The organism is Prevotella multiformis DSM 16608 (assembly GCF_000191065.1).
Lineage (GTDB): Bacteria > Bacteroidota > Bacteroidia > Bacteroidales > Bacteroidaceae > Prevotella > Prevotella multiformis.
In genome coordinates this window covers 71,727-93,699 of the sequence record NZ_GL872282.1, presented here as the reverse complement: position 1 = coordinate 93,699, position 21,973 = coordinate 71,727, and the positions used below count along the sequence as shown (strand labels likewise).

16 protein-coding genes are annotated in these 21,973 nt (G+C 51.9%); 9 read left to right on the top strand and 7 right to left on the bottom strand.

The features are described from left to right. Window positions 1–37 precede the first annotated feature (37 nt). Window positions 38–949: an ABC transporter substrate-binding protein gene (locus HMPREF9141_RS00415; protein WP_007366385.1), complete on the top strand. Its 912-nt coding sequence runs from the start codon at window positions 38–40 to the stop codon at window positions 947–949. A 79-nt stretch (window positions 950–1,028) separates the two neighbouring features. Next, window positions 1,029–3,161, top strand: coding sequence for a tetratricopeptide repeat protein (locus tag HMPREF9141_RS00410; protein ID WP_050788032.1), 2,133 nt, complete (start codon window positions 1,029–1,031; stop codon window positions 3,159–3,161). 391 nt (window positions 3,162–3,552) lie between these two features. Here HMPREF9141_RS00410 and HMPREF9141_RS00405 read toward each other — a convergent pair whose 3' ends face one another. Continuing rightward, window positions 3,553–5,763, bottom strand: a complete 2,211-nt coding sequence (locus HMPREF9141_RS00405) for a RelA/SpoT family protein (protein ID WP_040554107.1) — start codon at window positions 5,761–5,763, stop codon at window positions 3,553–3,555. Between the two features lie 145 nt (window positions 5,764–5,908). Between HMPREF9141_RS00405 and HMPREF9141_RS00400 the strand changes: the two genes are divergently transcribed. Both HMPREF9141_RS00400 and rho read left to right on the top strand, forming a co-directional pair. Continuing rightward, window positions 5,909–7,426, top strand: coding sequence for a DUF4301 family protein (locus HMPREF9141_RS00400; RefSeq protein ID WP_007366382.1), 1,518 nt, complete (start codon window positions 5,909–5,911; stop codon window positions 7,424–7,426). Between the two features lie 407 nt (window positions 7,427–7,833). Then, window positions 7,834–9,798 (top strand): transcription termination factor Rho, encoded by a 1,965-nt coding sequence (gene rho, locus HMPREF9141_RS00395; RefSeq protein WP_007366379.1) that lies wholly within the window; start codon window positions 7,834–7,836, stop codon window positions 9,796–9,798. A gap of 251 nt (window positions 9,799–10,049) precedes the next feature. On the opposite strand, the gene HMPREF9141_RS00390 is transcribed toward rho, so the two are convergent. Next, entirely contained in the window at window positions 10,050–11,318 is a 1,269-nt protein-coding gene (locus tag HMPREF9141_RS00390; RefSeq protein WP_007366378.1) for a type IX secretion system plug protein, read from the bottom strand. Beyond that, a complete protein-coding gene (locus HMPREF9141_RS00385; protein ID WP_007366377.1) occupies window positions 11,315–11,761 on the bottom strand; it encodes a hypothetical protein in 447 nt (148 codons plus the stop codon). Before HMPREF9141_RS00385 ends, HMPREF9141_RS00390 begins: the two co-directional genes overlap by 4 nt. 171 nt (window positions 11,762–11,932) lie before the next feature. Between HMPREF9141_RS00385 and galE the strand changes: the two genes are divergently transcribed. Next, a complete protein-coding gene (galE, locus tag HMPREF9141_RS00380) occupies window positions 11,933–12,970 on the top strand; it encodes a UDP-glucose 4-epimerase GalE (RefSeq protein ID WP_007366376.1) in 1,038 nt (345 codons plus the stop codon). Between the two features lie 378 nt (window positions 12,971–13,348). On the opposite strand, the gene porQ is transcribed toward galE, so the two are convergent. Further along, window positions 13,349–14,293 (bottom strand): type IX secretion system protein PorQ, encoded by a 945-nt coding sequence (gene porQ, locus HMPREF9141_RS00375; RefSeq protein WP_007366375.1) that lies wholly within the window; start codon window positions 14,291–14,293, stop codon window positions 13,349–13,351. Between the two features lie 153 nt (window positions 14,294–14,446). On the opposite strand from porQ, the gene HMPREF9141_RS00370 reads away from it, so the two are divergent. The 3 genes from HMPREF9141_RS00370 (at window position 14,447) to HMPREF9141_RS00360 (ending at window position 17,240) form a co-directional block, all read left to right on the top strand. Next, window positions 14,447–15,244: an energy transducer TonB gene (locus tag HMPREF9141_RS00370; RefSeq protein WP_007366374.1), complete on the top strand. Its 798-nt coding sequence runs from the start codon at window positions 14,447–14,449 to the stop codon at window positions 15,242–15,244. 73 nt (window positions 15,245–15,317) lie between these two features. After that, window positions 15,318–16,292 carry a polyprenyl synthetase family protein gene (locus HMPREF9141_RS00365; protein ID WP_007366373.1) on the top strand — a complete coding sequence of 325 codons (975 nt, stop codon included), beginning with the start codon at window positions 15,318–15,320 and terminating at the stop codon, window positions 16,290–16,292. Between the two features lie 132 nt (window positions 16,293–16,424). After that, on the top strand, window positions 16,425–17,240 hold the full coding sequence (locus tag HMPREF9141_RS00360; protein WP_007366372.1) for a TatD family hydrolase: 816 nt from the start codon (window positions 16,425–16,427) through the stop codon (window positions 17,238–17,240). A gap of 4 nt (window positions 17,241–17,244) precedes the next feature. Here HMPREF9141_RS00360 and HMPREF9141_RS00355 read toward each other — a convergent pair whose 3' ends face one another. Next, complete coding sequence (locus HMPREF9141_RS00355; RefSeq protein WP_007366371.1) at window positions 17,245–17,805, bottom strand: HD domain-containing protein; 561 nt, start codon at window positions 17,803–17,805, stop codon at window positions 17,245–17,247. Window positions 17,806–18,107: 302 nt separating this feature from the next. Further along, on the bottom strand, window positions 18,108–19,886 hold the full coding sequence (locus tag HMPREF9141_RS00350) for a biotin/lipoyl-binding protein (RefSeq protein ID WP_007366369.1): 1,779 nt from the start codon (window positions 19,884–19,886) through the stop codon (window positions 18,108–18,110). Window positions 19,887–20,027: 141 nt separating this feature from the next. Between HMPREF9141_RS00350 and HMPREF9141_RS00345 the strand changes: the two genes are divergently transcribed. Further along, window positions 20,028–20,828: a hypothetical protein gene (locus tag HMPREF9141_RS00345; protein WP_007366368.1), complete on the top strand. Its 801-nt coding sequence runs from the start codon at window positions 20,028–20,030 to the stop codon at window positions 20,826–20,828. 27 nt (window positions 20,829–20,855) lie between these two features. Here HMPREF9141_RS00345 and aroB read toward each other — a convergent pair whose 3' ends face one another. Continuing rightward, the gene (gene aroB, locus HMPREF9141_RS00340) at window positions 20,856–21,902 is read right to left on the bottom strand and encodes a 3-dehydroquinate synthase (RefSeq protein ID WP_007366367.1); all 1,047 of its coding nucleotides are present in this window, start codon (window positions 21,900–21,902) and stop codon (window positions 20,856–20,858) included. Window positions 21,903–21,973 lie beyond the last annotated feature (71 nt).

The following is a 21,973-nucleotide window of genomic DNA, read 5'->3' as shown; positions in this document are numbered from 1 at the left end:
TTTTAGTTCCAAAATTTATTCTTAAATTTGCAACTATATGAAACTTATCAATTCCCTATCCATACTCTTTGTACTCATTTTTGCCGGCTGTGGCAAGAGCGACAAGGAACGGCAGGCAGAGCGGCTGGCACAGAGACTTGCAGAGCAGGAAGCTTATCAGAAGGCTTACAAGATCGCTGTGATGCCGACAATGGACTGTCTTCCTGCTTACCTGTTGAAAGACAGCCTTCTGTATGATTCTGCTAAAGTAGATGTCAGACTTTGCAGATTCAATGCCCAGATGGACTGCGATACGGCAATGGCCGGCGGGAGTGTTCAGGCGGCTTTCACCGATCTCGTTCGTACAGAACGGTTGAAGCACAAGCGGAAAGTGCTGATGCACTATCTGACGGATACGAATCTCGACTGGCAGCTGATAGCAGACCACGGCTCCAAGCTGAAGAAGCTGTCTGACCTCAGTGACAAGATTGTCGCAATGACCCGATATTCAGCAACCGACCTGCTGACCAATCTGGCAGTACGGAAAGGCAAGCCCAAGTATCAGGTATTCCGTGTACAGATCAATGATGTGATGGTACGGCTGCGTATGTTGCAGAACCACGAGATTGATGCCTACTGGCTTGCCGAACCGCAGGCTGCAAAGGCCTTGCAGGCTGACAACAACGTTATCTTCAGTTCGGCAGATGCCGGCGTACACCTCGGAGTGGTGGCCGTGATGGATAAGGTTCGTCGCCAGACCGAAGAAGCGGCTTTTGCCGAGGCGTACGACAAGGCGGTAGATCAGATTAACAAAAAGGGCGTGAAATATTATGCCGATCTGATAAAGAAGTACATGAAAGTGGACGATGCTACGGTACGTGCGCTGCCTGACATCAAGTACACGAAGATCGGGCCGCCCCGACGATCGGATCTGCTCATGGTTCATAATTTCCTGACGAGCGGAAAGTAAGAACAGAACTGGATATTAGTAATAAAAGCACAAGACGGTGAACGTAGAGGATATTCTAAGCAAAGCGGTTAACCTTTTGATGGACAAATGGCTGGGAAAAGCCATTGAAGTATTAGAACAGCTGTACATCCAGCATCCATCCCTCATAGGGCATAGAGAGTTCGACTCCATTCGAACTGATTACCAGCTGATGGTAGACTACATGGGAAAGGGCTATCCGGACCGTCAACGCGAGTCGCTCTATCGGGCTTTACTGCAGCGGCTCTATCGGGTCACTGCCAATCTCGAAATCAGCTGGCGGTGCAAGAATACCGGCGCATATATTGATGCTTTTCGGACAAGTGACCATCTGAACATGAGCCACGACCTTATCCGGACGGTTCTGGAGGCCTTCGTGTCGGAAATCGCAATGCTGTCATTACGGTCTGGGGCTGAGCGGGAACGGAGGAAGAACGAACTCTACGACCGTCATCACCAGTTTGTCGACCGCCTTTTCAATGCGCTGTGGACCTCCTGTCAATGGACGGATGAAGACAGTGCCTTCTATACCGACCTGCTGCTTTCTCCGACGATTGTTTCCAGCGACCAGCAGATCATCGTGAGCGCCATCAGCATGGGAGCCATGAACCTGTTTGATGTCAATAAGTTCAAGACGCTTGTCTCTGTCTACCGGCGTTCCACCGACGAGTCTGTCCGCCAGCGCGCATTGGTTGGCTGGGTGCTGTCGGTCTTTGAAGGAATGGATATTTTTCCCGAACAGGAGTCGCTTGTGCGTGAACTCTGTCAGGATCCAGCCGTCACCCACGAACTGTTGACGCTCCAGATCCAGTTCTTTTATAGTCAGGATGCCGAGAAAGATAATGACAAGATCCAGCGTGACATCATGCCCGACCTCATGCGCAGTTCCAATCTTGCCATCGGCCGGCTCGGTATCATCGAGAAGGAAGACGACAGTATCGAGCATGTCCTGCATCAGGATGCGGAAGACAAACGCATGGAACAGATGGAAGAAAAGGTACGCCGGATGATGGAGATGCAGAAGCAGGGATCGGATATCTATTTCGGCGGTTTCAGACAGATGAAACGTTTTCCATTCTTCAGGGATATGGTAAACTGGTTTACACCCTTCTATTTGGAGCATCCGGCCTTGCGCACGACGACACAGCGTTTGGGAGACTCACAGTTTCTACAGATTCTCATGGACAAAGGTAACTTCTGCGATTCGGACAAGTATTCTTTTGCACTCGCTCTGGAGCACGTCATCAACCAGTTACCTGCCAACATGAAAGAAGTAATGGGCTCTGAAGCGGCCCTGGGATCCCTTGCATCAACAGATGATCCACAGGATGCGGTTGCTATTCGACGTACTTATCTGCAGGATCTCTATCGTTTTTTCCGTCTCTATCGTACAGCAGATGATTTCATCAATCCTTTCGTGGATAACGGAAAGGGCAACTTCATGGGAGACACTTTCTTTTTTACCTACAAGACATTCATGGGGACAGGGCTCGATGAGGTCAAACTGCGCATGGCATTACACCTTTACAGGCATCATCGGTTCACCCAGCTTGCCGAACTGCTCACGACCTTCCAGAGCGATGATCCGCGCTATGCGATTCTTCTGGGCTATACAAATATCAACATCGGCAGGCCGGAGGCGGCTTATCAGTTCTTTGACAAGGCGCTGCAGCATGAATCTGACAATCTGTGGGCATTGAAAGGGAAGGCGCGGGCGGCACTTGCCTGTGAAGATTACAGCACGGCGGAAAAGGTCTATGCCCATTTATTGAAACTCGATCCGGCGCATAAGAACTATACTTTAAACCGCTGTGTGGCGCTGTTGAAGTTGGACAGGGCAAATGAGATTCGTGACGACCTTTTCCGCCTCGACTATCAGTATCCCGATGACGAGAACGTGAAACGTGTACTTGCCTGGGCGATGCTGTCAGACAACTGCCTTGAGAAAGCATCGAAGATCTATGACAGGCTTCTTGCAGCCACGCCGACCTGTGAGGATTATCTCAATGCCGGTTATTGCCAATGGGCACAGGGAAACACACGGCGTGCAGCCGAACTGTTCCGAGAATGGATGACAAGGAGCAAGAACAGTCGCGACCAACTTCTGGAAGAGTTCCGTAATGATGCCGGCATATTGAACAGATACAACATTTCAGAGACAGACTGTTTTCTGATGTTGAGTCTGGTGGAATAGAATAAGATGTCGTTCTTTGCCTTATGCAAGATGCCGGAAAATGAAAGATCCGGATCAAAGGAGATCGGCTTTGCATTGGAATCAGACAATTCACTCCCATCCGATGGAATACAACCGGCGGTGCCTCCCCTTTCATGTAGTGGATATACACCCAAGCAAAAAGACTGTCGGCACTATTGGCAATTGCTTAGACATTCTTTCATGTTGCTGTCCAAGTAATTGGATAAACAGGAAACAGCCCTTATATGCGATTCGTCATATAAGGGCTGTCCTGTTGTTGTCTCAAGGTCGGATGACATGAAACGTGGCTGCGGTCTCTTTCTTTAGAAAAATCCGACACGCTTCATCCTGCAGTCCCGAGGACAGGTTGATGCACGTTCAAAGCGGGAGATCATATCCTCACGACCTCTTTGACACCTTTTACCGTCCTAAGCTTTTTGATGAGCATATTCAGTTTTGAATTGTCGTCAAGCAGAACGACAAGGTTGCCGGAGAACAGTCCGTCATGCGAATCGATGTTGATGGAACGCATGACGATTTTCTCGTCTTTGGAAATGATGTTCGAAATATTGCTTACAATCCCTATATCATCATTTCCGATGACCCGCAGGGTGATGGCATACTGGGACGTGCCTTTTCCGCTCCAGCGTGCCTTGACTATCCGATAACCGAAACGCTTACGCATCTCCGGTGCATTGGGGCAGTCACAGCGGTGGATTTTGATACCTCCGCTGACGGTCACAAACCCGAAGACGGGATCGCCATAGATCGGATGGCAGCATTTGGCAAGCGAGAAGTCCAGCCCCTTCAAGTTCTGGTCGATGACAAGTACATCATCGTTCTTCTTCAGGAACTCGGTCGACGGGTTCTCAAATTCAAAGTTCTCCGCACTTTCAGCCTCTTTGGGCTGATTGAGATTGTGGTCGTGGTTGTAGACCTTCTGATATTCCTCGATGATGTAGTTGGGATCGAGCTTTTCCTCGGCGATCTGCTTATAGAACTCAGACACTTCCTTGAATCCCATCTTTCGCAGAAGATGCCCCATGGTCGCCTCTTCTATGTCTATCTTCTTGTTCTTGAACCGCCGTTCGAGGAGTTCCTTGGCATAGAGTCCGTCCTTGACCTGCGTTTCTTTCAGTGCCAGACGAATCTTGGCCTTTGCCCGTGACGATTTGCAGATGTTGAGCCACTCCTGCTTGGGCTTCTGTGTCGTTGACGTGAGGATTTCCACCGTATCGCCACTGTGCAGCTCGGTACGGAAGGACACGTTCTTGCCATTGATTTTCCCTCCCACACACTGATTGCCGATCTTGGAATGAATGTGATAGGCGAAGTCGAGTACGGTTACTCCCTTGGGGAATTTCAGCAGGTCACCCTTGGGGGTGAAGACATAGATCTCCTTTTCGTAAAGATCAGACTTGAACTGATCCATCACCTCAAGGTTGTCTCCGGCTTCAAGAGCCGCACGGATGGAAGCCAGCCAGTCGTCCATGCCGCCTTCCGCCTTCACCCCCTTGTACCGCCAGTGGGCAGCCAGACCGTGCTCGGCAATCTCGTCCATGCGTTCTGTACGTATCTGTACTTCCACCCATTTCTTGTCCGGGCCGAGAACCGTAATGTGCAGACACTCATAACCGTTGGATTTCGGCACAGAAAGCCAGTCCCGCAGCCGCTTCGGATTGGGCTGATACATATCCGTCACGATGGAATAGGCCTGCCAGCACTGCATCTTCTCCTTGTCTGCCGGGGAGTCGAGAATGATACGGATGGCGAAAAGGTCGTAGATACCTTCAAACCCGCACTTCTGCTTCTTCATCTTCTGCCAGATAGAGTGGATGGACTTTGTCCGTCCTTTGATATGGAACTTCAGCCCAGCCGCCTTCAGATGTTCGCTGACAGGGGTGATGAAGCTGCTGATATACGCATCGCGGGCCGCCTTGGTGGCATTCAGCTTGTCTTTTATAAGGTAGTATGCGTCATGCTCGAGGTATTTCAGGGAGAGATCCTCCAGCTCGCTTTTCAGCTGGTACAGTCCCAGCTTGTGTGCCAAAGGGGCATAAAGATAGCTTGCCTCTTCGGACACGCTGCGCTGCGCCTCCTTGTTTTCGACATCACGGATCTGCCGCATGAGATTGACACGGTCGGCGATCATAATCAGGATGACACGCATGTCCTCCGCAAAAGAAAGCAGAAGATTCCGGAAGTTCTCACTCTCTATGACAGGGGTCTTCTGGTATAGCATCCGGATACGGATCAGTCCGTGAATGATCTTTGAGACTCCCTCTCCAAACCGGCTGTCAATCTCCTCAAGCGTCAGATTACCGTCCTGGACGCTCTGATGCAGGAGAATTGCAAGAACAGAATCGCGCTTCAGCCCAATATCCTTGACGGCGATAGCGGCTGTCTGCAGTGCGCAAAGGATGGGATTCAGTCCGAAGACATTACGTCGGATGGCATTGGCTGCAATCGACCTGCTCAAATGATTGCGCAGCTTCGGCAGGTCGTTTTCGAGAAACGACTGTCCAAGGGTATCCTGCAATTCCGTAAGTATCTGTTCAGACCTCTCCTTCTCTTCATCCGTATAAATGAATTTCTCCTCCATAGGCAACATTCCGTTTATAGTTCATGGACAAAGGTACAAAGAAAAACGATATAATCGGAAATAAAAGTGACAATTAGTTTCTTCTTTCCAATTTAATTCGTTATTTTTGCATTTACAAAACAATCTTTTTAATACTTTACCGATTATGTTGAATAAAGAAGACCTAAGACAGATTCTTGAGAAAGGGATAAGCGAGGAGCAGATCAACCGCCAGCTCGAAGAGTTCAGACGGGGATTTCCTTTTCTGAAACTGGAAGGTGCCGCCACCCCGGGAAAAGGTGTCGAGGTGCTGGACGAGACAGCCTGCGAGGAGGCCTGCCGGGAATGGAAAGAATACCAGTCGGCTGGACACCGGGTGGTCAAGTTCGTCCCGGCATCAGGTGCAGCCAGCCGTATGTTCAAGAATCTCTTCGCTTTCCTCAATGGGGATCACGAGATACCTGCGAGCGACTTTGAAAAGGAGTTCTTTGCGAATATCCATCATTTTGCTTTCTTTGAGGAATTGTCGGACAAATGCCTGCAACTGGAAGGCAAGAGCGTGGACAGTCTGATGGCGGAAGGGCGTTACAAGGCCGTCGTCGCCGCCTTATTGAACAAAGAGGGACTGAACTACGGGCAGCTTCCGAAGGGCTTGCTCCTGTTCCATTCTTACGGGGATGGGGCGCGCACGCCCATGGAAGAACACCTGGTGGAAGCCGCACGCTATGCGGAGAGCGGCAGGAAGGCGCATGTACACTTCACCGTATCGCATGAACACCTGCACCTCTTCAAGCAGAAGGTAGCGGAGAAACAGTCGGAATACGAGGCGAAATTCGGAATCGGGTTCGACGTCACGTTCTCAGAACAGAAGCCCAGCACAGACACCATTGCGGTAAACCTCGACAACACCCCTTTCCGCAACGAAGACGGTTCGCTGCTGTTCCGTCCGGGCGGACACGGAGCCTTGATAGAGAACCTGAACGATCTGGAGGCGGAAATCGTTTTCATCAAGAACATTGACAATGTCGTTCCCGACAGACTGAAGGATTTATCCGTTGATTGGAAGATGGTTCTTGCAGGGAGACTCGTCGCACTGCAGAAACGGGCTTTTGACTACCTCCGGAAACTGGACGGAGGAACCTGCAGCCATGCGGAACTGGAGGAGATGGCCGGCTTCGTACAGAATGCGCTTTTCTGCAAGAAGCAGGACATTTCGGATCTCGATGATGCTGCACTGGCTGCATATCTCTACAAGAAGCTGAACCGGCCGATGCGGGTATGCGGCATGGTGAAGAATGTGGGCGAACCGGGAGGAGGTCCGTTCCGGGCTTACAACGAGGATGGCACGGTCAGCCTTCAGATACTCGAGAGTTCGCAGATCGACAAGAAGGACGAGGCTTCCATGAGAATGTTCACGGAGGGGACGCACTTCAACCCGGTAGATCTCGTGTGTGCCATTAGGAACTACAAAGGCGAAGCTTTCAACCTGACGGCCTATGTAGACAAGTCAACAGGATTCATCAGTGCGAAGTCAAAGAACGGACGCGACCTGAAAGCGCTGGAACTGCCAGGCCTGTGGAACGGAGCCATGAGCGACTGGAACACTGTCTTTGTGGAAGTGCCGCTTGGGACATTCAATCCTGTAAAGACTGTCAACGACCTGCTGCGTGAGCAGCATCAGTAATGCCCGCAACCGTACGGAAATACATGCTGCACGTACGGTCGGATTTGTTCCCAGCGGTTGGGACTCGGATTCCCAGCCGTTGGGAACGCTGTTCCCAGCCGTTGGGAATCATATTCCCGGCCGCTGGGAATCGCAGTCTTTGTGGATGAGCGGCAGGAAGTGTGCGGAGAAGGCTGAGACTGCCTGTGGAAGGTTTCATCTTCCGTAAGGGGGACTTCCCCCCGTCAGCTACCGTTTCTCCTTGCCGAAAGCCCTCTTTCTCAATGGAGTCGTCTTAAAAAAACAGGATAATTCTTGTGTGGTTCAGATTTTTATTATACCTTTGCGGCACAAAAAGACACATTTACGGATGTTTCTGCTTATGAAACATCAATGCTATCAGATGTAATTTCCCATACATATTATATATGTTAAGCAAAGAAGAATTATTAGACAAAGACGTTTCTGAGCTTGAAGCGATAGCCCAGAAAACCGGTGCCGTCTATACGCCAGGTGATGACAAGGACAAACTCGTCTACGCCATCCTTGATCGTCAGGCAGAAGAGGTGGGCACGGCACATCCACTGGAGTCAAAGCGCAAGCGTACGAGAATAGCGCGGAAAGATACGGACCGGGTCTATTCGGTGCATGGAGAGGAAGGAGAAAACTTTGACATGCAGAAGAACAAGACTGCCGGCGCTTCCGTCCAGACCACCTTGTTCAAGGACCTTCCAGAACAGCAGAGCAGCAAAAAATCGGAAATGACACCGGAAGAGATTCTGGCTTCCATTCCGAAACATCGCGGCCGCAAGTCGAAGGCCGAACTGGAAGCCATTGCGGCTGCGGAGGCAGCCATCAAAGCAAAGGCCGAACAGGGGGATGAGAAAGGCGGACAGAATGATTCCGAGCAGCAGAAAGAACCTGCCAAGCCTTCTGCCCCGGAGGACTTCATTCCCGAAGACCAGTTTGCAGGCGGCCAGTCACAGGAAGAAACCGATGGAAAGGACGAACTCCTTGCACGGCTGAAAGAAAAAGTGAATGCCCACAATATGAATAATGAAACAGCCAATTCACCGGCCGGTCCGGAGGGAGTCTGGAGCGGAGACCCGGGTGACGGAACAGACTTCATTCCTGTTGTCGACTTACCGATAGAGGATCAGGGTATTGTTCCGAACTACGATATGTTCGACCAGCCGACGACACCTGCACAGATGTCCTCAATGCATTCGTACGACAGCATGGCCGCCTCTGACAACACGGAAAGCTATGATTTTTCCGACCTTATCAAGGCGAATGGCGTACTCGAGATAATGCCGGACGGTTATGGTTTCCTCCGTTCGAGTGATTACAACTATCTGTCGTCGCCGGACGATGTCTATATAGCCAACAGCCAGATAAAGCAGTTTGGCTTGAAGACGGGTGACGTGGTGGAATGCCATGTCCGTCCGCCGCGCGAGGGAGAGAAGTATTTCCCGCTGACCAGTATCGACAAGATCAACGGCAGGAAACCTTCTGAAGTCCGCGACCGTATTCCTTTCGAACATCTTACACCGCTATTCCCGGAAGAGAAGTTCTCGCTATGCGGCGACCCGAATACAACGAACTTGTCTACCCGGATTGTGGATCTTTTCTCACCTATCGGCAAAGGACAGCGTGCCCTGATCGTTGCACAGCCTAAGACAGGAAAGACCATCCTGATGAAGGATATTGCCAATGCCATTGCCGCCAACCATCCGGAAGCATACCTGATGATGCTCCTGATTGACGAGCGTCCCGAGGAGGTTACGGACATGGCGCGTACAGTCAATGCAGAGGTCATTGCCTCTACGTTTGATGAACCGGCAGAACGTCATGTGAAGATTGCAGGCATCGTATTGGAAAAAGCCAAGCGTATGGTTGAGTGCGGACATGACGTTGTCATCTTCCTCGACTCCATCACGCGTCTGGCACGTGCTTACAACACGGTGGCTCCAGCCTCCGGAAAGGTACTGACAGGTGGTGTCGATGCCAATGCGCTGCAAAAACCGAAACGGTTTTTCGGAGCAGCCCGCAACATAGAGGGGGGCGGCTCACTGACCATCATCGCGACAGCTTTGATTGATACGGGCTCCAAGATGGATGAAGTCATCTTCGAGGAATTCAAGGGAACAGGAAACATGGAGCTGCAGCTTGACCGCAGCCTCAGCAATAAGCGTATCTTCCCCGCAGTCAATCTGGTTGCGTCAAGTACACGCCGTGATGATCTTCTGCAGGACCGCACCACACTCGACCGCATGTGGATTCTTCGAAAGTATATTGCCGATATGAACTCTATTGAGGCGATGAACTCTATCCATGACCGCATGGCCCGTACAAAGGATAATGACGAGTTCCTGATGTCGATGAACGACTAAGGGTGCAAGAATAAAAGTGCATCAGAGGGCAGGACGGTTCTGTTCCGCTCTCTGATGCACTTTTTCTGATGTTTTGGATGGATGTATCGAAAGATTCCAGTCCCTTTCAAGGGTCGGCTCTTGCACCCCCATGAAAAGGCCTTGTGGATGTTTTGCACGGGGAAGAGCGCAGAGGAAGTCTGACAAGGTGCGTCAAGGCCTCTGCAAGCTGACCTGTTCACAAGAGGAAGATATGTCCGCCGTGGAAACGGTCAGAACGACCCTTTCACGAATCTTACATTGGCATAGGCTACAAGTCTGTCTGTCCTGCCTCCTTGTGGTCGGAAATAAATGAGTGCCTGATAGCTGTTTTCCGTCTGAAAATGGCCTTTGTCTACACTGAAAGGAAGGATTTCCCCTTGTCCATCCACTGCAAGGAATTGATAATTATAATAGCCGAATTTTAAAGGCACTGTCGCTTCATAACATCTTTTTTCAGCATCATAAGTCATCTTGTAGGATGGCAGCAGGCGGCTATACGTCCAGTCACCATTGAGATAGATATCGTAAGGGTAGGGGGACGGCGTGCTGAGCCGGAAGTGGACAAAGACATAATCACTGGCGGTGTTTATGTCCATATTGTCTGAATTGCGAATGAGGAAGGCACCGTCGGCATCCTCGTCATAGATGTAATTCAACAGCGGTGATGCGGCGAAGGGATAGACGTGGAAGTGGCTTCCGTCCCAGCTTATCCTGTCGATTCCCATCGAGGCGGCATCGGTAGAGAGAATCTCGAATTTACGGTATTCGTTGCCTGCCGGGAAAATATAATCGGGGGCGTGCTTCCAGCGCAGTCCATCCGCCATCACATATTGTGGCCTGCTGTTCCATCGGGCATCTATCCAGTTCCTGTTCTGCATCACAACGGTCTTGATCTGCTGCTGCGGATAGTTGACCCTGTTGTTACCGTAATCGACCTGCATTTCCAACTGCTGGTGTCTGTCGTTGATGGTCTTGTCCGTATGTGTCGTGACATTCAGTTTTACCCCCATGGATCGGTCTGCCGGTTCTAAAAGCATAAAGCAGGCAGTGAGCAGAGGGGTATCAGGGGTTTCATCATCGTACACATACAGCCTGTAATTCCCAGACAGCCTGGGACTGCATTTTTCGTTGGGAATATCCAGATGGTAGTGGGTGTATAACGTGTTTGTGAGCACGGAGCCCTTGACGTTGTCGATCGTATTCCCTGACAGGAAACCGCTGGCAACATCACTGTCGAACAGACCCGTAGAGGGCTGCCAGTCGGCTTCACAATGTTCCAGCCGGTAAGTCATCCGCCGGTAAGTGTGCGTGAGGTCGTCAAAATCGATGCTTATTTTTCCGGTGTTGAGCATCATGACCGGCAGCTCCATCCACCTTCCATCAGCAATTACCTGTAGAGAACGGATTCGGGCATCCCGTATTTCATGCCGCTGTGCAGACATGGGAACCGCCGAAAGACACGCCAGGCAAAAGAGAAGCCTCAAGATCCTTTGCTTCATTTCTCCTGATTCAAAATATCTTCCAGGAAACTGTCAAGTTCTTCGTCCAGCCCCTGCATGAGGTCGCCTCCTAAGATTGCCATATCGTCGTCTACAAGATACAGTTCCGCGACATTGTTTTTGTCATCATCCTCGAGCAGGAAGCTGTAAGGTTTCATGATCGACAGATTCTCCGTCACCTCTTTGATGCGGTTGAGCTCTTGACGCAGGATGACCGCCGCCTCCGGATAGAAATTGTCGCTCTTGTCGTCAATCCACTGACTGACGACACAACGGGTAATCTCGTTGTCGCTGTCATCAAATGCCATAAGATCTCCACTGTCCTGTGAGGCGCGCAGATGAATGTCCGTCATGGGCATGTCACAGCCGCCGGCCGTGAATTTCTGTGCGATTTTCTTCAGGAAACGTTCAATCTGCTGCTGGGTCTGCTCGGTTTCTGTCATGTCTCGGTATGTATTGATATTGTTCTGGCAAATATACAAAAAGTTTTCGATTATGTAGAAATCAGCGAACTTTTTTACATTCTTTTTTTTGAAAGTAACAAAAAAAACACTAACTTTGCAGCGAAACTGATGGATGCAGGTCAGCCTAAATAAAGAAAAACGAAAGATAAAATGAAACAAACAATTCTTGTTACAGGAGGAACCGGTTTTATCGGTTCGCATACGAGTGTCGAACTGATTGAAGCCGGATACGACGTGGTAATCGTCGACAATCTGTCTAATTCGAAGATAGAGGTGCTGGATGGCATCGAGAAGATAACGGGTGTACGTCCTGCATTTGAACAGATTGATCTTCGCGACCGTGAGGCAACAGAAAATGTTTTCCGTAAGTACCCGAAGACAGAAGGGATTATCCACTTCGCCGCATCTAAAGCCGTCGGTGAAAGCGTGCAGGAGCCGCTGCTGTACTATCGGAACAATATCGTTTCTCTGATCAATCTGCTGGAACTTATGCCGGCATATAATGTGAAAGGATTTATCTTCTCAAGTTCCTGTACCGTCTATGGGCAACCCAGACCGGAGAATCTACCGGTTACAGAGGATGCCCCTCACCAGAAAGCGACTTCTCCATACGGTAACACAAAAGAAATCAACGAGCAGATCATCCTGGACTATATCCATAGCGGCGCCAATATCAAGAGCATCGTCCTGAGATATTTCAATCCCATCGGTGCGCACCCCTCTGCTTTGATCGGAGAGTTGCCGAACGGTGTCCCCAACAATCTGATTCCTTATGTTACGCAGACGGCGATGGGCATCAGGAAGCAGCTTACCATCTTCGGCAATGACTATGACACGCCAGACGGAACCTGTATCCGTGACTATATCTATGTCGTCGATCTGGCAAAGGCTCACGTAGCGGCCATGGCACGTGTGTTGGATCAGGATACTGACAACATCGAGTACTTCAATATCGGAACGGGACATGGCAATTCTACCAAGGAAATAGTGGAGACCTTTGAAAAGGCCACAGGAGTAAAAGTAAACTGGAAGTTCGGCCCGCGCCGTGAGGGAGACATAGAAAAGATCTGGGGAGACTGTACCAAGGCCAACACGGTGTTAGGCTGGAAGGCTGAGACTCCTTTGTCTGATGTTCTTGCATCAGCATGGAAATGGCAGGAAAAACTCAGAGCCGATGGCGTGATGTAAAGACAGAGATCCAAGGTTTAAAAAAATATTCTACGATTAACAAAGTCTGTATTTGCAAACAAAAACAGTATTGCAGGTGTATCCTGCTTTATTTTGTGTTTGTGTTGTTGTTATCCCTCGATGCGAATCGGGGGATAATTTTTTTGAAACTTGTGTACTGACGAGAAGGATAGAGGCTGTCCGTTCTGGGCATTCTCCTGTTTTCTACGAAGTTGTCTCATTTATATTACTTTCAGTCGCATGGCAACGTCCTGTTCCTTCAAGGAGGAAGCTGTTTCTGTCACTTAACAGGCAGAAATCCATCAAGAGTGTTCTTTAAGCCTGCTCATAATGAGCGTACTGTCCTTGAGCCGTCATCGGGCAGTCGGCATGAGCCCGTCAGAAAGAATAGGCCAGGTTGACCAGTACCGAACTGCTGGCGGCATGGTATTTCCCGTAGGCAAGGTTCAGCTTGAATCGTTCAAGGTTGATGCCGCCGCCGATGCTGAAGCCTGCTCCGTGCGCAGAGGCATCCTCCGCCTTGCCGACGGTCATCTCGTCAGCCCGGCGGAGATTGTAGCCTGCGCCGATCCATATACTCTCGGAAAGCAGGAGGTCGAGGCCGAGGTCGAGGTGATCGGCAAGGCGGTAGTTGTAATGGGTAAGGTCGACGAGCGTCGCCGACAGCCTGACGGGCAGAGCGGCGAAGGTCTTGCTCACACCCACCTGCACATCCGTCGGCATCTTGCCGTAATCCTCCTCATAGGCCTTGATCTGGCCACCGAGGTTCTTGGCGACCAGTGACACCGACCACTGTTCCTCCGGCTCATACCAGTTCAGACCGAGGTCTACGCCTACCGCCATCGAATTGTAATGTCCGATGTAGGACGTGATGAACTTCGCCGTGATGCCGCCCACGATGTTCCGTGCCAGTTCGTAGGCGAAGATGCCCTCGACGGCAATGTCGCTGGCGTTGAAGGTGCCTGTCTGCACGTTGTTTTCGTCGGTCTCCTTCATCCGTCCGTAGTTCATGTACTGTACGCCGCCGGCGACGGTGGCTTTCTCGCCCAGGGCCTTGGTATAGGAAGCCCCCATATAGTTGACTCCATGCATATAGTTCATGTAGTTGATTCCCACGGTCCTGTCGCTCACCGATGCTGCCAGGGCCGGGTTGGAGAACATCAGCGAAGGGTCGTCCTCGATGACGGTGATGTTCTCTCCGCCCAGTGCAGCAGCGTGTGCGCTCAGCGGCAGCCGCAGGAAGTTGTATTCTGTCTGGCTCTCCTGTGCCTGCATGGCAGCAGAAAAAAGCGTTAGCAGGAGTGCAGAAACGATTTTTTTCATCTGATCTGACTTAATTTCTCGGCAAAGTTACTGCTTTTTCCGAATATCTTATTACTTTTGTCTTTTGAACTTCCGGCGCGGCGCAGAGGATTTTCCTGCGATGCCTGCCATGGTTTGTATAACGGCGTAAGCGCACATTTAGTATATTTTGTCTTGGAAATAAAGAAGTCGGACAGGGCAGACCTGGAGAATAAGCGGTGGGTTGGTTTCCTTCTGGGAATCATCATCGCCCTCTCTGTCTTTTTTGTGGCGATGGAATACAATGCGGCAGGTACGGATGATGATGCGGCCGACTCCAGGACCTTGAAGAATGTGACGCTCCACGACATGGATATGCTGCCGGCCATCGACCAGCAGGACCTGGCGAAGAAACAGGACGAGAAGAAACCGACCATAGAGGATATGCTCAACCTCAAGCGGCGCGACATCCCCAACAAGGTGACACCGCACGACGTGGGCAGCATGAACGCCAACGACAGGAAGACGGGGGCTCCGCAGGTGAGCGACGAGGCTGTCGTGATGCCGATGGTGACCACTACGCCCGAGCCGCCCAAAGTAAAGGAAGAGGCAAAGAAGGAGATGGAGAAGATGACCGATGACCCTTCTGAAGAGGAGGCGGAACGCTATGACGACAAAGTCAGCAAGCGCATTCTCTCCCAGACACCGACGCCGCCCGGCGGATGGGTGGAGTTCATGAAGTGGCTTACGAAGACGCTGCAGTACCCCGTCGATGCAAAGCAGAAGCAGGTGCAGGGGACGGTGAACATCACCTTCATCATCAATGTGGACGGAACGGTGGACGATGTCCGGGTGAAGAGCGGGAAGATTCCTGTGCTCAATGCCGAGGCACTGCGGGTTCTCAGGACGATGGGCAGATGGAAGCCGGGAATCGAAAAGAACCGCCCGTGCCGTTCACTTGTGGAGATTCCCATCGTCTTCCAGCTCTCATGACGCCCCCTGATATGCAAAGGCGGATCCATCGCCGGTGAAAAAAGAAAATAACTGTTTAACCAAACGCACTATCATGTACACTGCTGATGAAATTCTCGACAAAGTAAACGAGTATATAGGCAATCTCTCTTACGGACGCAGGCCGCAGAGCCTGTACGAACCGATCAGATATGTACTCTCGCTGGGAGGGAAGCGCATACGTCCGACGCTGATGCTTCTGTCCTACAACCTCTTCAGGGACGACCCTGAGACCATTCTCTCTCCGGCGTGCGCCCTTGAGACCTATCACAACTACACGCTCCTGCACGACGACCTCATGGACGACGCCCCGCTGCGCCGCGGACAGCAGACGGTACACGTGCGCTGGGATGCCAATACGGCCATCCTCTCGGGCGACTCGATGCTTGTCCTGGCATTCGAGCGGATGCAGCAGTGCGACGACAGACACCTGCGGGATGTGCTGCGGCTCTTCACCGTGACGGCACTTGAAATAGGGGAGGGACAGCAGTACGACATGGAATTTGAGCACCGGAACGATGTGACGGAAGCGGAGTACATCGAGATGATCCGGCTCAAGACCAGTGTCCTGCTGGCCTGTGCGATGAAAATCGGTGCCATACTGGCCGATGCGCCTTCTGAGGATATGGACAATCTCTATAAGTTCGGCGAACAGATCGGACTGGCGTTCCAGCTGCAGGACGATTACCTGGATGTTTATGGGGATCCCAAGGTTTTCGGCAAGAAAATCGGGGGGGACATCACGTCGAACAAGAAGACGTATATGCTGATCAATGCGCTCAACAAGGCGAATGCACGCCAGCGGAAGGAGCTGGAGAAGTGGATCGGCTGTGAGTCGTTCCACCGCAACGAGAAAGTGGCGGCCGTCACGGCATTGTATAACAAGATAGGTGTAGACAGAATGGCGATAGACTGCATCAATCATTATTTCGATGAGGCAAACAAGTATCTTGCCGCCGTGAATGTCTCTGATGAACGCAAGACCGAACTGATGGCATACGCACAGAAACTGCTGCATAGACAGCGTTGACAAGCTGTATCTGGCTTCATCCGTTCCTCCGCATTTCACCGCCTATCTCCATCTGCATTTCCATCTCGACCATCTCATATCCTCCTCCTTTGCAGGAGTTCGGAGATACTTTCTTTTTTATTACCCATACAAATGATCATCGACACCCACGCCCATTTAGATGTAGAAGATTTCAAGACCGACCTTCCGGAGGTCGTGCGCCGTGCCCATGAGGCCGGAGTTGGAAAGATCTTCCTGCCTGCCATCGACTTGAAGTCGGTTGACTCCGTCCTGGCTGTCTGCCGTCAGTTCCCTGACACCTGCTGGCCCATGATCGGCCTGCAGCCCGAAGAGGTGCGTGACGACTGGCGTGAAGTGCTGGCTGCCATGCACCAGCGCATCCTCCTTTCGCTCCGTCAGAAGGCGGAGGGAACGGTGCTGCCGGGCGAGACGGTCGTTGCCATCGGTGAGGTGGGGCTGGACTTCTATTGGTCGCGCGAATACGAACGGCAGCAGCTTGCCGCCTTCGAGGAGGCCGTGAAGTGGAGCGTGGAGACACGGCTTCCGCTGATGATTCACTGCCGGAAGGCGCAGAATGAACTGCTGCGCGTCATGCGTGCTTATGAGAGGGAATTGCCAGGCGGTGTCTTTCACTGTTTTACAGGCAACCGGAAAGAAGCCGAGGCGTTCCTCCGTTTCGACCGTTTCGTCCTTGGTATCGGTGGCGTGTCAACGTTCAAGAGCAGCCATCTGCGTGAGGATCTTCCTGCGGCGGTTCCCTTGGACCGCATCGTCCTCGAGACCGACAGCCCTTACATGGCTCCTGTCCCACACCGTGGACAGCGCAACGAGAGCGCTTTCATCGTAGAGGTGATGCGTACTCTTGCTGCCTGCTATGCCGTCGACGAGGCTGCTATCGCCCGTCAGACAAATGAGAATGTAAGGCGTGTGTTCGGCGTGGAGATCTGACGTGTCATGCGTCTTCTTCATCTGGAACGATGCGGAACATCTGTTCCCATGTTCTGAAACGTTGCAATCCTTCCTCTCCGAATTTCGCAAGACTTGTTTCTGCTTCCTCCAGACTCTTTTCGTGATCGAGATGGCTCTTGGAGAAGAACTTGTCAGCATAGCAGATAAGTTTCTCTTCCGGTGTCTCAGGCAGGAAGTCGTGCATGGGAAGGGGCAGATGCTGTACGAGTATCTGTTTACGAGTGATGCCTGCTCCGGTGTGGCGTTCGCAGACGCGGGCATGTCGCGGGAAACCTTCTGCAAGCAACATCCCGGCTCCGATGTGTCCATGACAGATGTAAGGTTCGCTGCCGAAACACTGTATGCCGGGCGCATTGCAGCGCACGATTCCGATGTCGTGCAACATGGCAGCCTCTTCAATGAACCGTCTGTCAAATTCCAGCTCAGGATGATGACCGGCGATGGCGAGAGCCTTGTCGGCTACGGAGCGGCTGTGGACAAGGAGGATGTGGCGCAGAGCATTGTCTTCGGGATAATATTTGTCTATGATTGCCTGATAATCCATTGCTTGTTGTTGTATAGATGGAGTAGGGGGAGGACGGCATCCTTGGGAACATTATACCTTTCTGCTGTCAAGGCTCCAGCTACCCTGTGATTATAAGAATCGGCCGTTATCCGACCAAAGCCCATGTATCTGTGGGCTTTACCGTTCCTGACAGTCCCGTTGAGCTTCTTGCCGGCAGCGGTACCGCTGTTCTATATATGCTGTCTGGCCGTTTCCTTCCATCAAAAAAGCCATGCCTCCTCTCCCTGCCGGCATTCACCGACATGAACGAGGAAGCATGGCTTTGATCATTTAAAATATCTTTATGCTTCGTGAGCTCTCTCGATGTAGGCGATGACATCACCCTTGCCCACCTTGGCACCCTGCTTGGCATTGATTTCAACCAGCTTGCCGCCGAGAGCGGCAGGGACGGTGACGAACTCGCCCCATGGAGCCTGGATGTAACAGAAGACATCGCCCTCCTTGTATTCCTTTCCGATGTACGGCTCGACTGCCGGAGCAGCTTCGCCGTCGCCCTGGAACTCCCAGAAGAGCTGACCCTTGACCGGTGCGACGATGGCGTCGGCCTTGGCATGCTTGAAGGCTGCCGCCTCCTCCGGGCTGACCTTGGCGCCGAGCTTGGCATCCTTGGCGGCCTGCAGGTCGGCAAGGAAGTTCTTCTTAGCCTGTCCGCTCTTGTAGTTGCGGTACTGTTCCGGGTGCATGGCCAGCTCGAAGAGTTCCTCATCGTCCTGACCGTAGTCCCATCCGTTCTCGTCCATTTCCTTGCGGAAGTCGTCGAGTGCGTTGGGGAGCAGGGTATGCGGGTCGGCATCGGTGAACTCGAGACCTTTCTGCTTGGCAAGATCCTTCAGCTCCTGGCAGATTTCACCAGGTACACGACCGCTCTTGCCGAGAATCATGCCCCACATGGAATCGTCCATCATCACGAAACGTCCCTTGCCCTGCTCGAGGGTGAGGAGGTTCATCAGGGCGATGTTCTTGGTATATTGCGAGAAGGGGGTCACCAATGGAGGGTAGCCGACGCGCGGCCATACGTATGCCACCTCGTCGAACAGTTTGATGAGCATATCGTCTACTGAAAGCTCCGGTTCGCCCTTCTTCCTGCGGAGATTGTTGATTGTCGTGCGGATGCCGCCGAGGTCGGCCATCATCGATCCCATCATGCCGCCCGGCAGACCGCAGGTAAGCAGCAGCGAACTCATGTACTTGTTCTGTGGGTTGATGAAGTAGCCGAGCCACTCATCGATGAACTCCTGGGTCATGGCGCGTGCCTTCATATAGGCGTCCATGTTGATATCTGGAACGTCGAAGCCGGCGTTTTTCAGCATGCTCTGTACGGAGATGACATCCGGATGAACCTTGCCCCATGACAGCGGCTCGATGGCAACATCGAGAATGTCGATGCCGTTCTTGGCAACTTCGAGCATGGAGGCCATGGAAAGGCCGGGGCCGGAGTGCCCGTGGTACTCCAGAAGAATGTCCGGATGCTTCTCCTTGATGCGGCGCGTCAGTTCACCGAGGAAGACCGGCTGGCCGATACCGGCCATGTCCTTCAGACAGAGTTCCTCCGCACCGGCAGCAATCTCCTCGTCGGCCAGCTTGCAGTAGTATTCGATGGTGTGGATAGGGGAGGTGGTGATGCAGAGCGTACCCTGAGGTGTCATGCCGCCTTCCTTCGCCCACTTCAGTGCCGGGGCGATGTTGCGGATGTCGTTCAGACCGTCGAAAAGACGGGTGATGTCCACGCCCTGCGCATGCTTCACACGGTACATCATCGCACGCACGTCGTCAGGAACAGGGTACATACGCAGTGCATTCAGACCGCGGTCGAGCATGTGGGTCTTGATGCCGGCCTCATGCAGGATTCTGGTGTAGGCACGGACAGACTCGTTCGGGTTCTCACCGGCGAGGAGGTTCACCTGTTCGAAGGCACCGCCGTTTGTTTCTACACGTGCGAAACAGCCCATCTCGATGAAAACAGGCGCAATACGTACCAACTGATCCTTGCGTGGCTGGAACTTACCAGAGCTTTGCCACATGTCTCGGTAAATGAGACTGAACTGAATTTTCTTTCCCATATATGTTTTCTGTTGTTATCTAAATGAAGGGATTGCAGACTGCAATCTGACCTGCAAAATTAGATAAATTTTTCCAAAAAACAACTGACAGCTAATATTTTTTGCAATAATTGACTAACTTTGCAGTCTAAAAGTAAATACATGAAGAAATTGTCTTTTCCCTTTGCCAGTCTGTTCCTGCTGCTGCTCACGGCCTGTTACAATCAGGCTACGACGGGCGACCAAGGCGCTATCGACGTGGAGACCCAGCTGAAAGGCGACAGTACCCGATACGGTCTGGCGTGCGACGGATGCTCCGATTCGGTGATTGTCCTCCTGCCGAACGAGGGAGGAGATCCGATAAAGTTCGACATCGTTACGGCCAAACGCAACGGTCAGGTGTACGGTACGCCGGAGATCGGAGACGAACTGGCGATCGTACCGAACCCTATCGACCCTTATGAGGCGGAGATGGTCATCGACCTCGAACAGATGAAAGGCACGTGGACGTTCCAGGTCGTACCGAAGCTGAAGCCGAACCCGACGAAGTCGGAGGATGAAATCATGGCAGAGATGAGCGACTCCATGAAGGCCGCGCTGTTTATCCCCAGGGAGTACGGATTCACTTTGAAAAGCTACAACCAGGCTTCTCCGGTAGGCTATATCATCAAATCCAATTCGCTGGAGGACGAGAGCCCGGTGGAATATCCGAAGGTGACCGTCTATACCAGCTGGCATATTTTCAACGGAAGGCTATATATCTACAAAGATACGGTTGATGAGCAGGGACACCGTATTCCGCAGGATTCCGTCGGCTTCGACTCCGGCTCCATGCGCTATCTCTCAGCCGACTCCATGGCCGCCCTCTTCGGCAAGAAGGTGATGCAGTACCATCGGAAGAAAAACGCCATGGAGGCGAACAAGGAGGCACAGGAAGCAGAATCGAAGAACCAAGCTAAATAGCACGCATCACTTCTCCTGTCACCTTGTCTATCCCTCACGGACAAAATCAAGCGCCTCCCGGACCTCCTCTTCGGATAGGGTCTGGTCGATGCGGACCTCGCCGATTCCCGACAGAAGTGTGACATTGATTTCACTGCCCCGGTTCTTCTTGTCGTGGTGCATCAGCTCTATCAGTTCGGGATAGTCATTGCAGGTAAAGGGAAGGACACCATAAAAGGCACGGATAAAGCTGACGGTCTGCCTCATCTGTTCGGCAGGGAATCCTGTCAAGGCAGCCGACAGGTAAAGTTCGGCTATCAATCCGAAGGCAACGGCATATCCGTGGAGGACCGGCTTGCGTCTCAATGACCATGCCTCAAAAGCATGACCGAATGTGTGCCCGAGATTCAGAGCCTTCCTGATTCCCTTCTCATGCGGATCCTCTTCCACGATACGTTCCTTCACCTTGACGCTCTTCCCGAGCATCACCGAGAGTTTCGACAGGTCAGGCCGTGCAAGGTCAAAGCCGACCAACTCTGCCCACATTGTCTTATCCGCAATCAGGCCGTGCTTCAGCATCTCCGCATATCCGCTACGGATGTTCTCTTCATCAAGGGTCTTGAGCCATCCGGTATAAAGGATGACGAAAGCCGCATCAGAGAACATGCCGATTTCATTCTTCAGTCCTCCGAAGTTGACACCGGTCTTTCCCCCCACGCTGGCATCCACCATGGCGAGGAGTGTCGTCGGAACATTGATGAAGTTGATTCCACGTTTGAAGGTCGAGGCGGCAAATCCTCCAAGGTCGGTCACCATTCCTCCCCCCAGATTGACAAGTAGTGAATGACGTGTTGCCCCTCCCTCCTGCAAAGCCTTCCATACTTCTGTGAGTGTCTCGACGGTCTTGCAGCTGTCGGTTGTTCCAATCGTGATGAGCCGTGCGCCTTTCAGGCAGAAGTAGTCCTTGACACAATCCCAGCATTTCGCACGTGTCGTCTCATCGACAAGTACAAAGGTTCTGTCGTGTTCACACTCCGAGATGGCCGCCGCCAGATCTTTTCCGAACAATTCCGATATGATCACATTCTGTCCCATAAGCTTTCTCCTATATTAATACTTACACAAAAATAAGTTTTTTCTGTTACAACATGATGGAATAGAATGGA

Bases quoted from the DNA above. Each gene is read 5' to 3' on its own strand.
- HMPREF9141_RS00415 (WP_007366385.1), top strand. From the start codon at position 38: ATGAAACTTATCAATTCCCTATCCATACTCTTTGTACTCATTTTTGCC.
- HMPREF9141_RS00410 (WP_050788032.1), top strand. From the start codon at position 1,029: ATGGACAAATGGCTGGGAAAAGCCATTGAAGTATTAGAACAGCTGTAC.
- HMPREF9141_RS00405 (WP_040554107.1), bottom strand. From the start codon at position 5,763: ATGGAGGAGAAATTCATTTATACGGATGAAGAGAAGGAGAGGTCTGAA.
- HMPREF9141_RS00400 (WP_007366382.1), top strand. From the start codon at position 5,909: ATGTTGAATAAAGAAGACCTAAGACAGATTCTTGAGAAAGGGATAAGC.
- rho (WP_007366379.1), top strand. From the start codon at position 7,834: ATGTTAAGCAAAGAAGAATTATTAGACAAAGACGTTTCTGAGCTTGAA.
- HMPREF9141_RS00390 (WP_007366378.1), bottom strand. From the start codon at position 11,318: ATGAAGCAAAGGATCTTGAGGCTTCTCTTTTGCCTGGCGTGTCTTTCG.
- HMPREF9141_RS00385 (WP_007366377.1), bottom strand. From the start codon at position 11,761: ATGACAGAAACCGAGCAGACCCAGCAGCAGATTGAACGTTTCCTGAAG.
- galE (WP_007366376.1), top strand. From the start codon at position 11,933: ATGAAACAAACAATTCTTGTTACAGGAGGAACCGGTTTTATCGGTTCG.
- porQ (WP_007366375.1), bottom strand. From the start codon at position 14,293: ATGAAAAAAATCGTTTCTGCACTCCTGCTAACGCTTTTTTCTGCTGCC.
- HMPREF9141_RS00365 (WP_007366373.1), top strand. From the start codon at position 15,318: ATGTACACTGCTGATGAAATTCTCGACAAAGTAAACGAGTATATAGGC.
- HMPREF9141_RS00360 (WP_007366372.1), top strand. From the start codon at position 16,425: ATGATCATCGACACCCACGCCCATTTAGATGTAGAAGATTTCAAGACC.
- HMPREF9141_RS00355 (WP_007366371.1), bottom strand. From the start codon at position 17,805: ATGGATTATCAGGCAATCATAGACAAATATTATCCCGAAGACAATGCT.
- HMPREF9141_RS00350 (WP_007366369.1), bottom strand. From the start codon at position 19,886: ATGGGAAAGAAAATTCAGTTCAGTCTCATTTACCGAGACATGTGGCAA.
- HMPREF9141_RS00345 (WP_007366368.1), top strand. From the start codon at position 20,028: ATGAAGAAATTGTCTTTTCCCTTTGCCAGTCTGTTCCTGCTGCTGCTC.
- aroB (WP_007366367.1), bottom strand. From the start codon at position 21,902: ATGGGACAGAATGTGATCATATCGGAATTGTTCGGAAAAGATCTGGCG.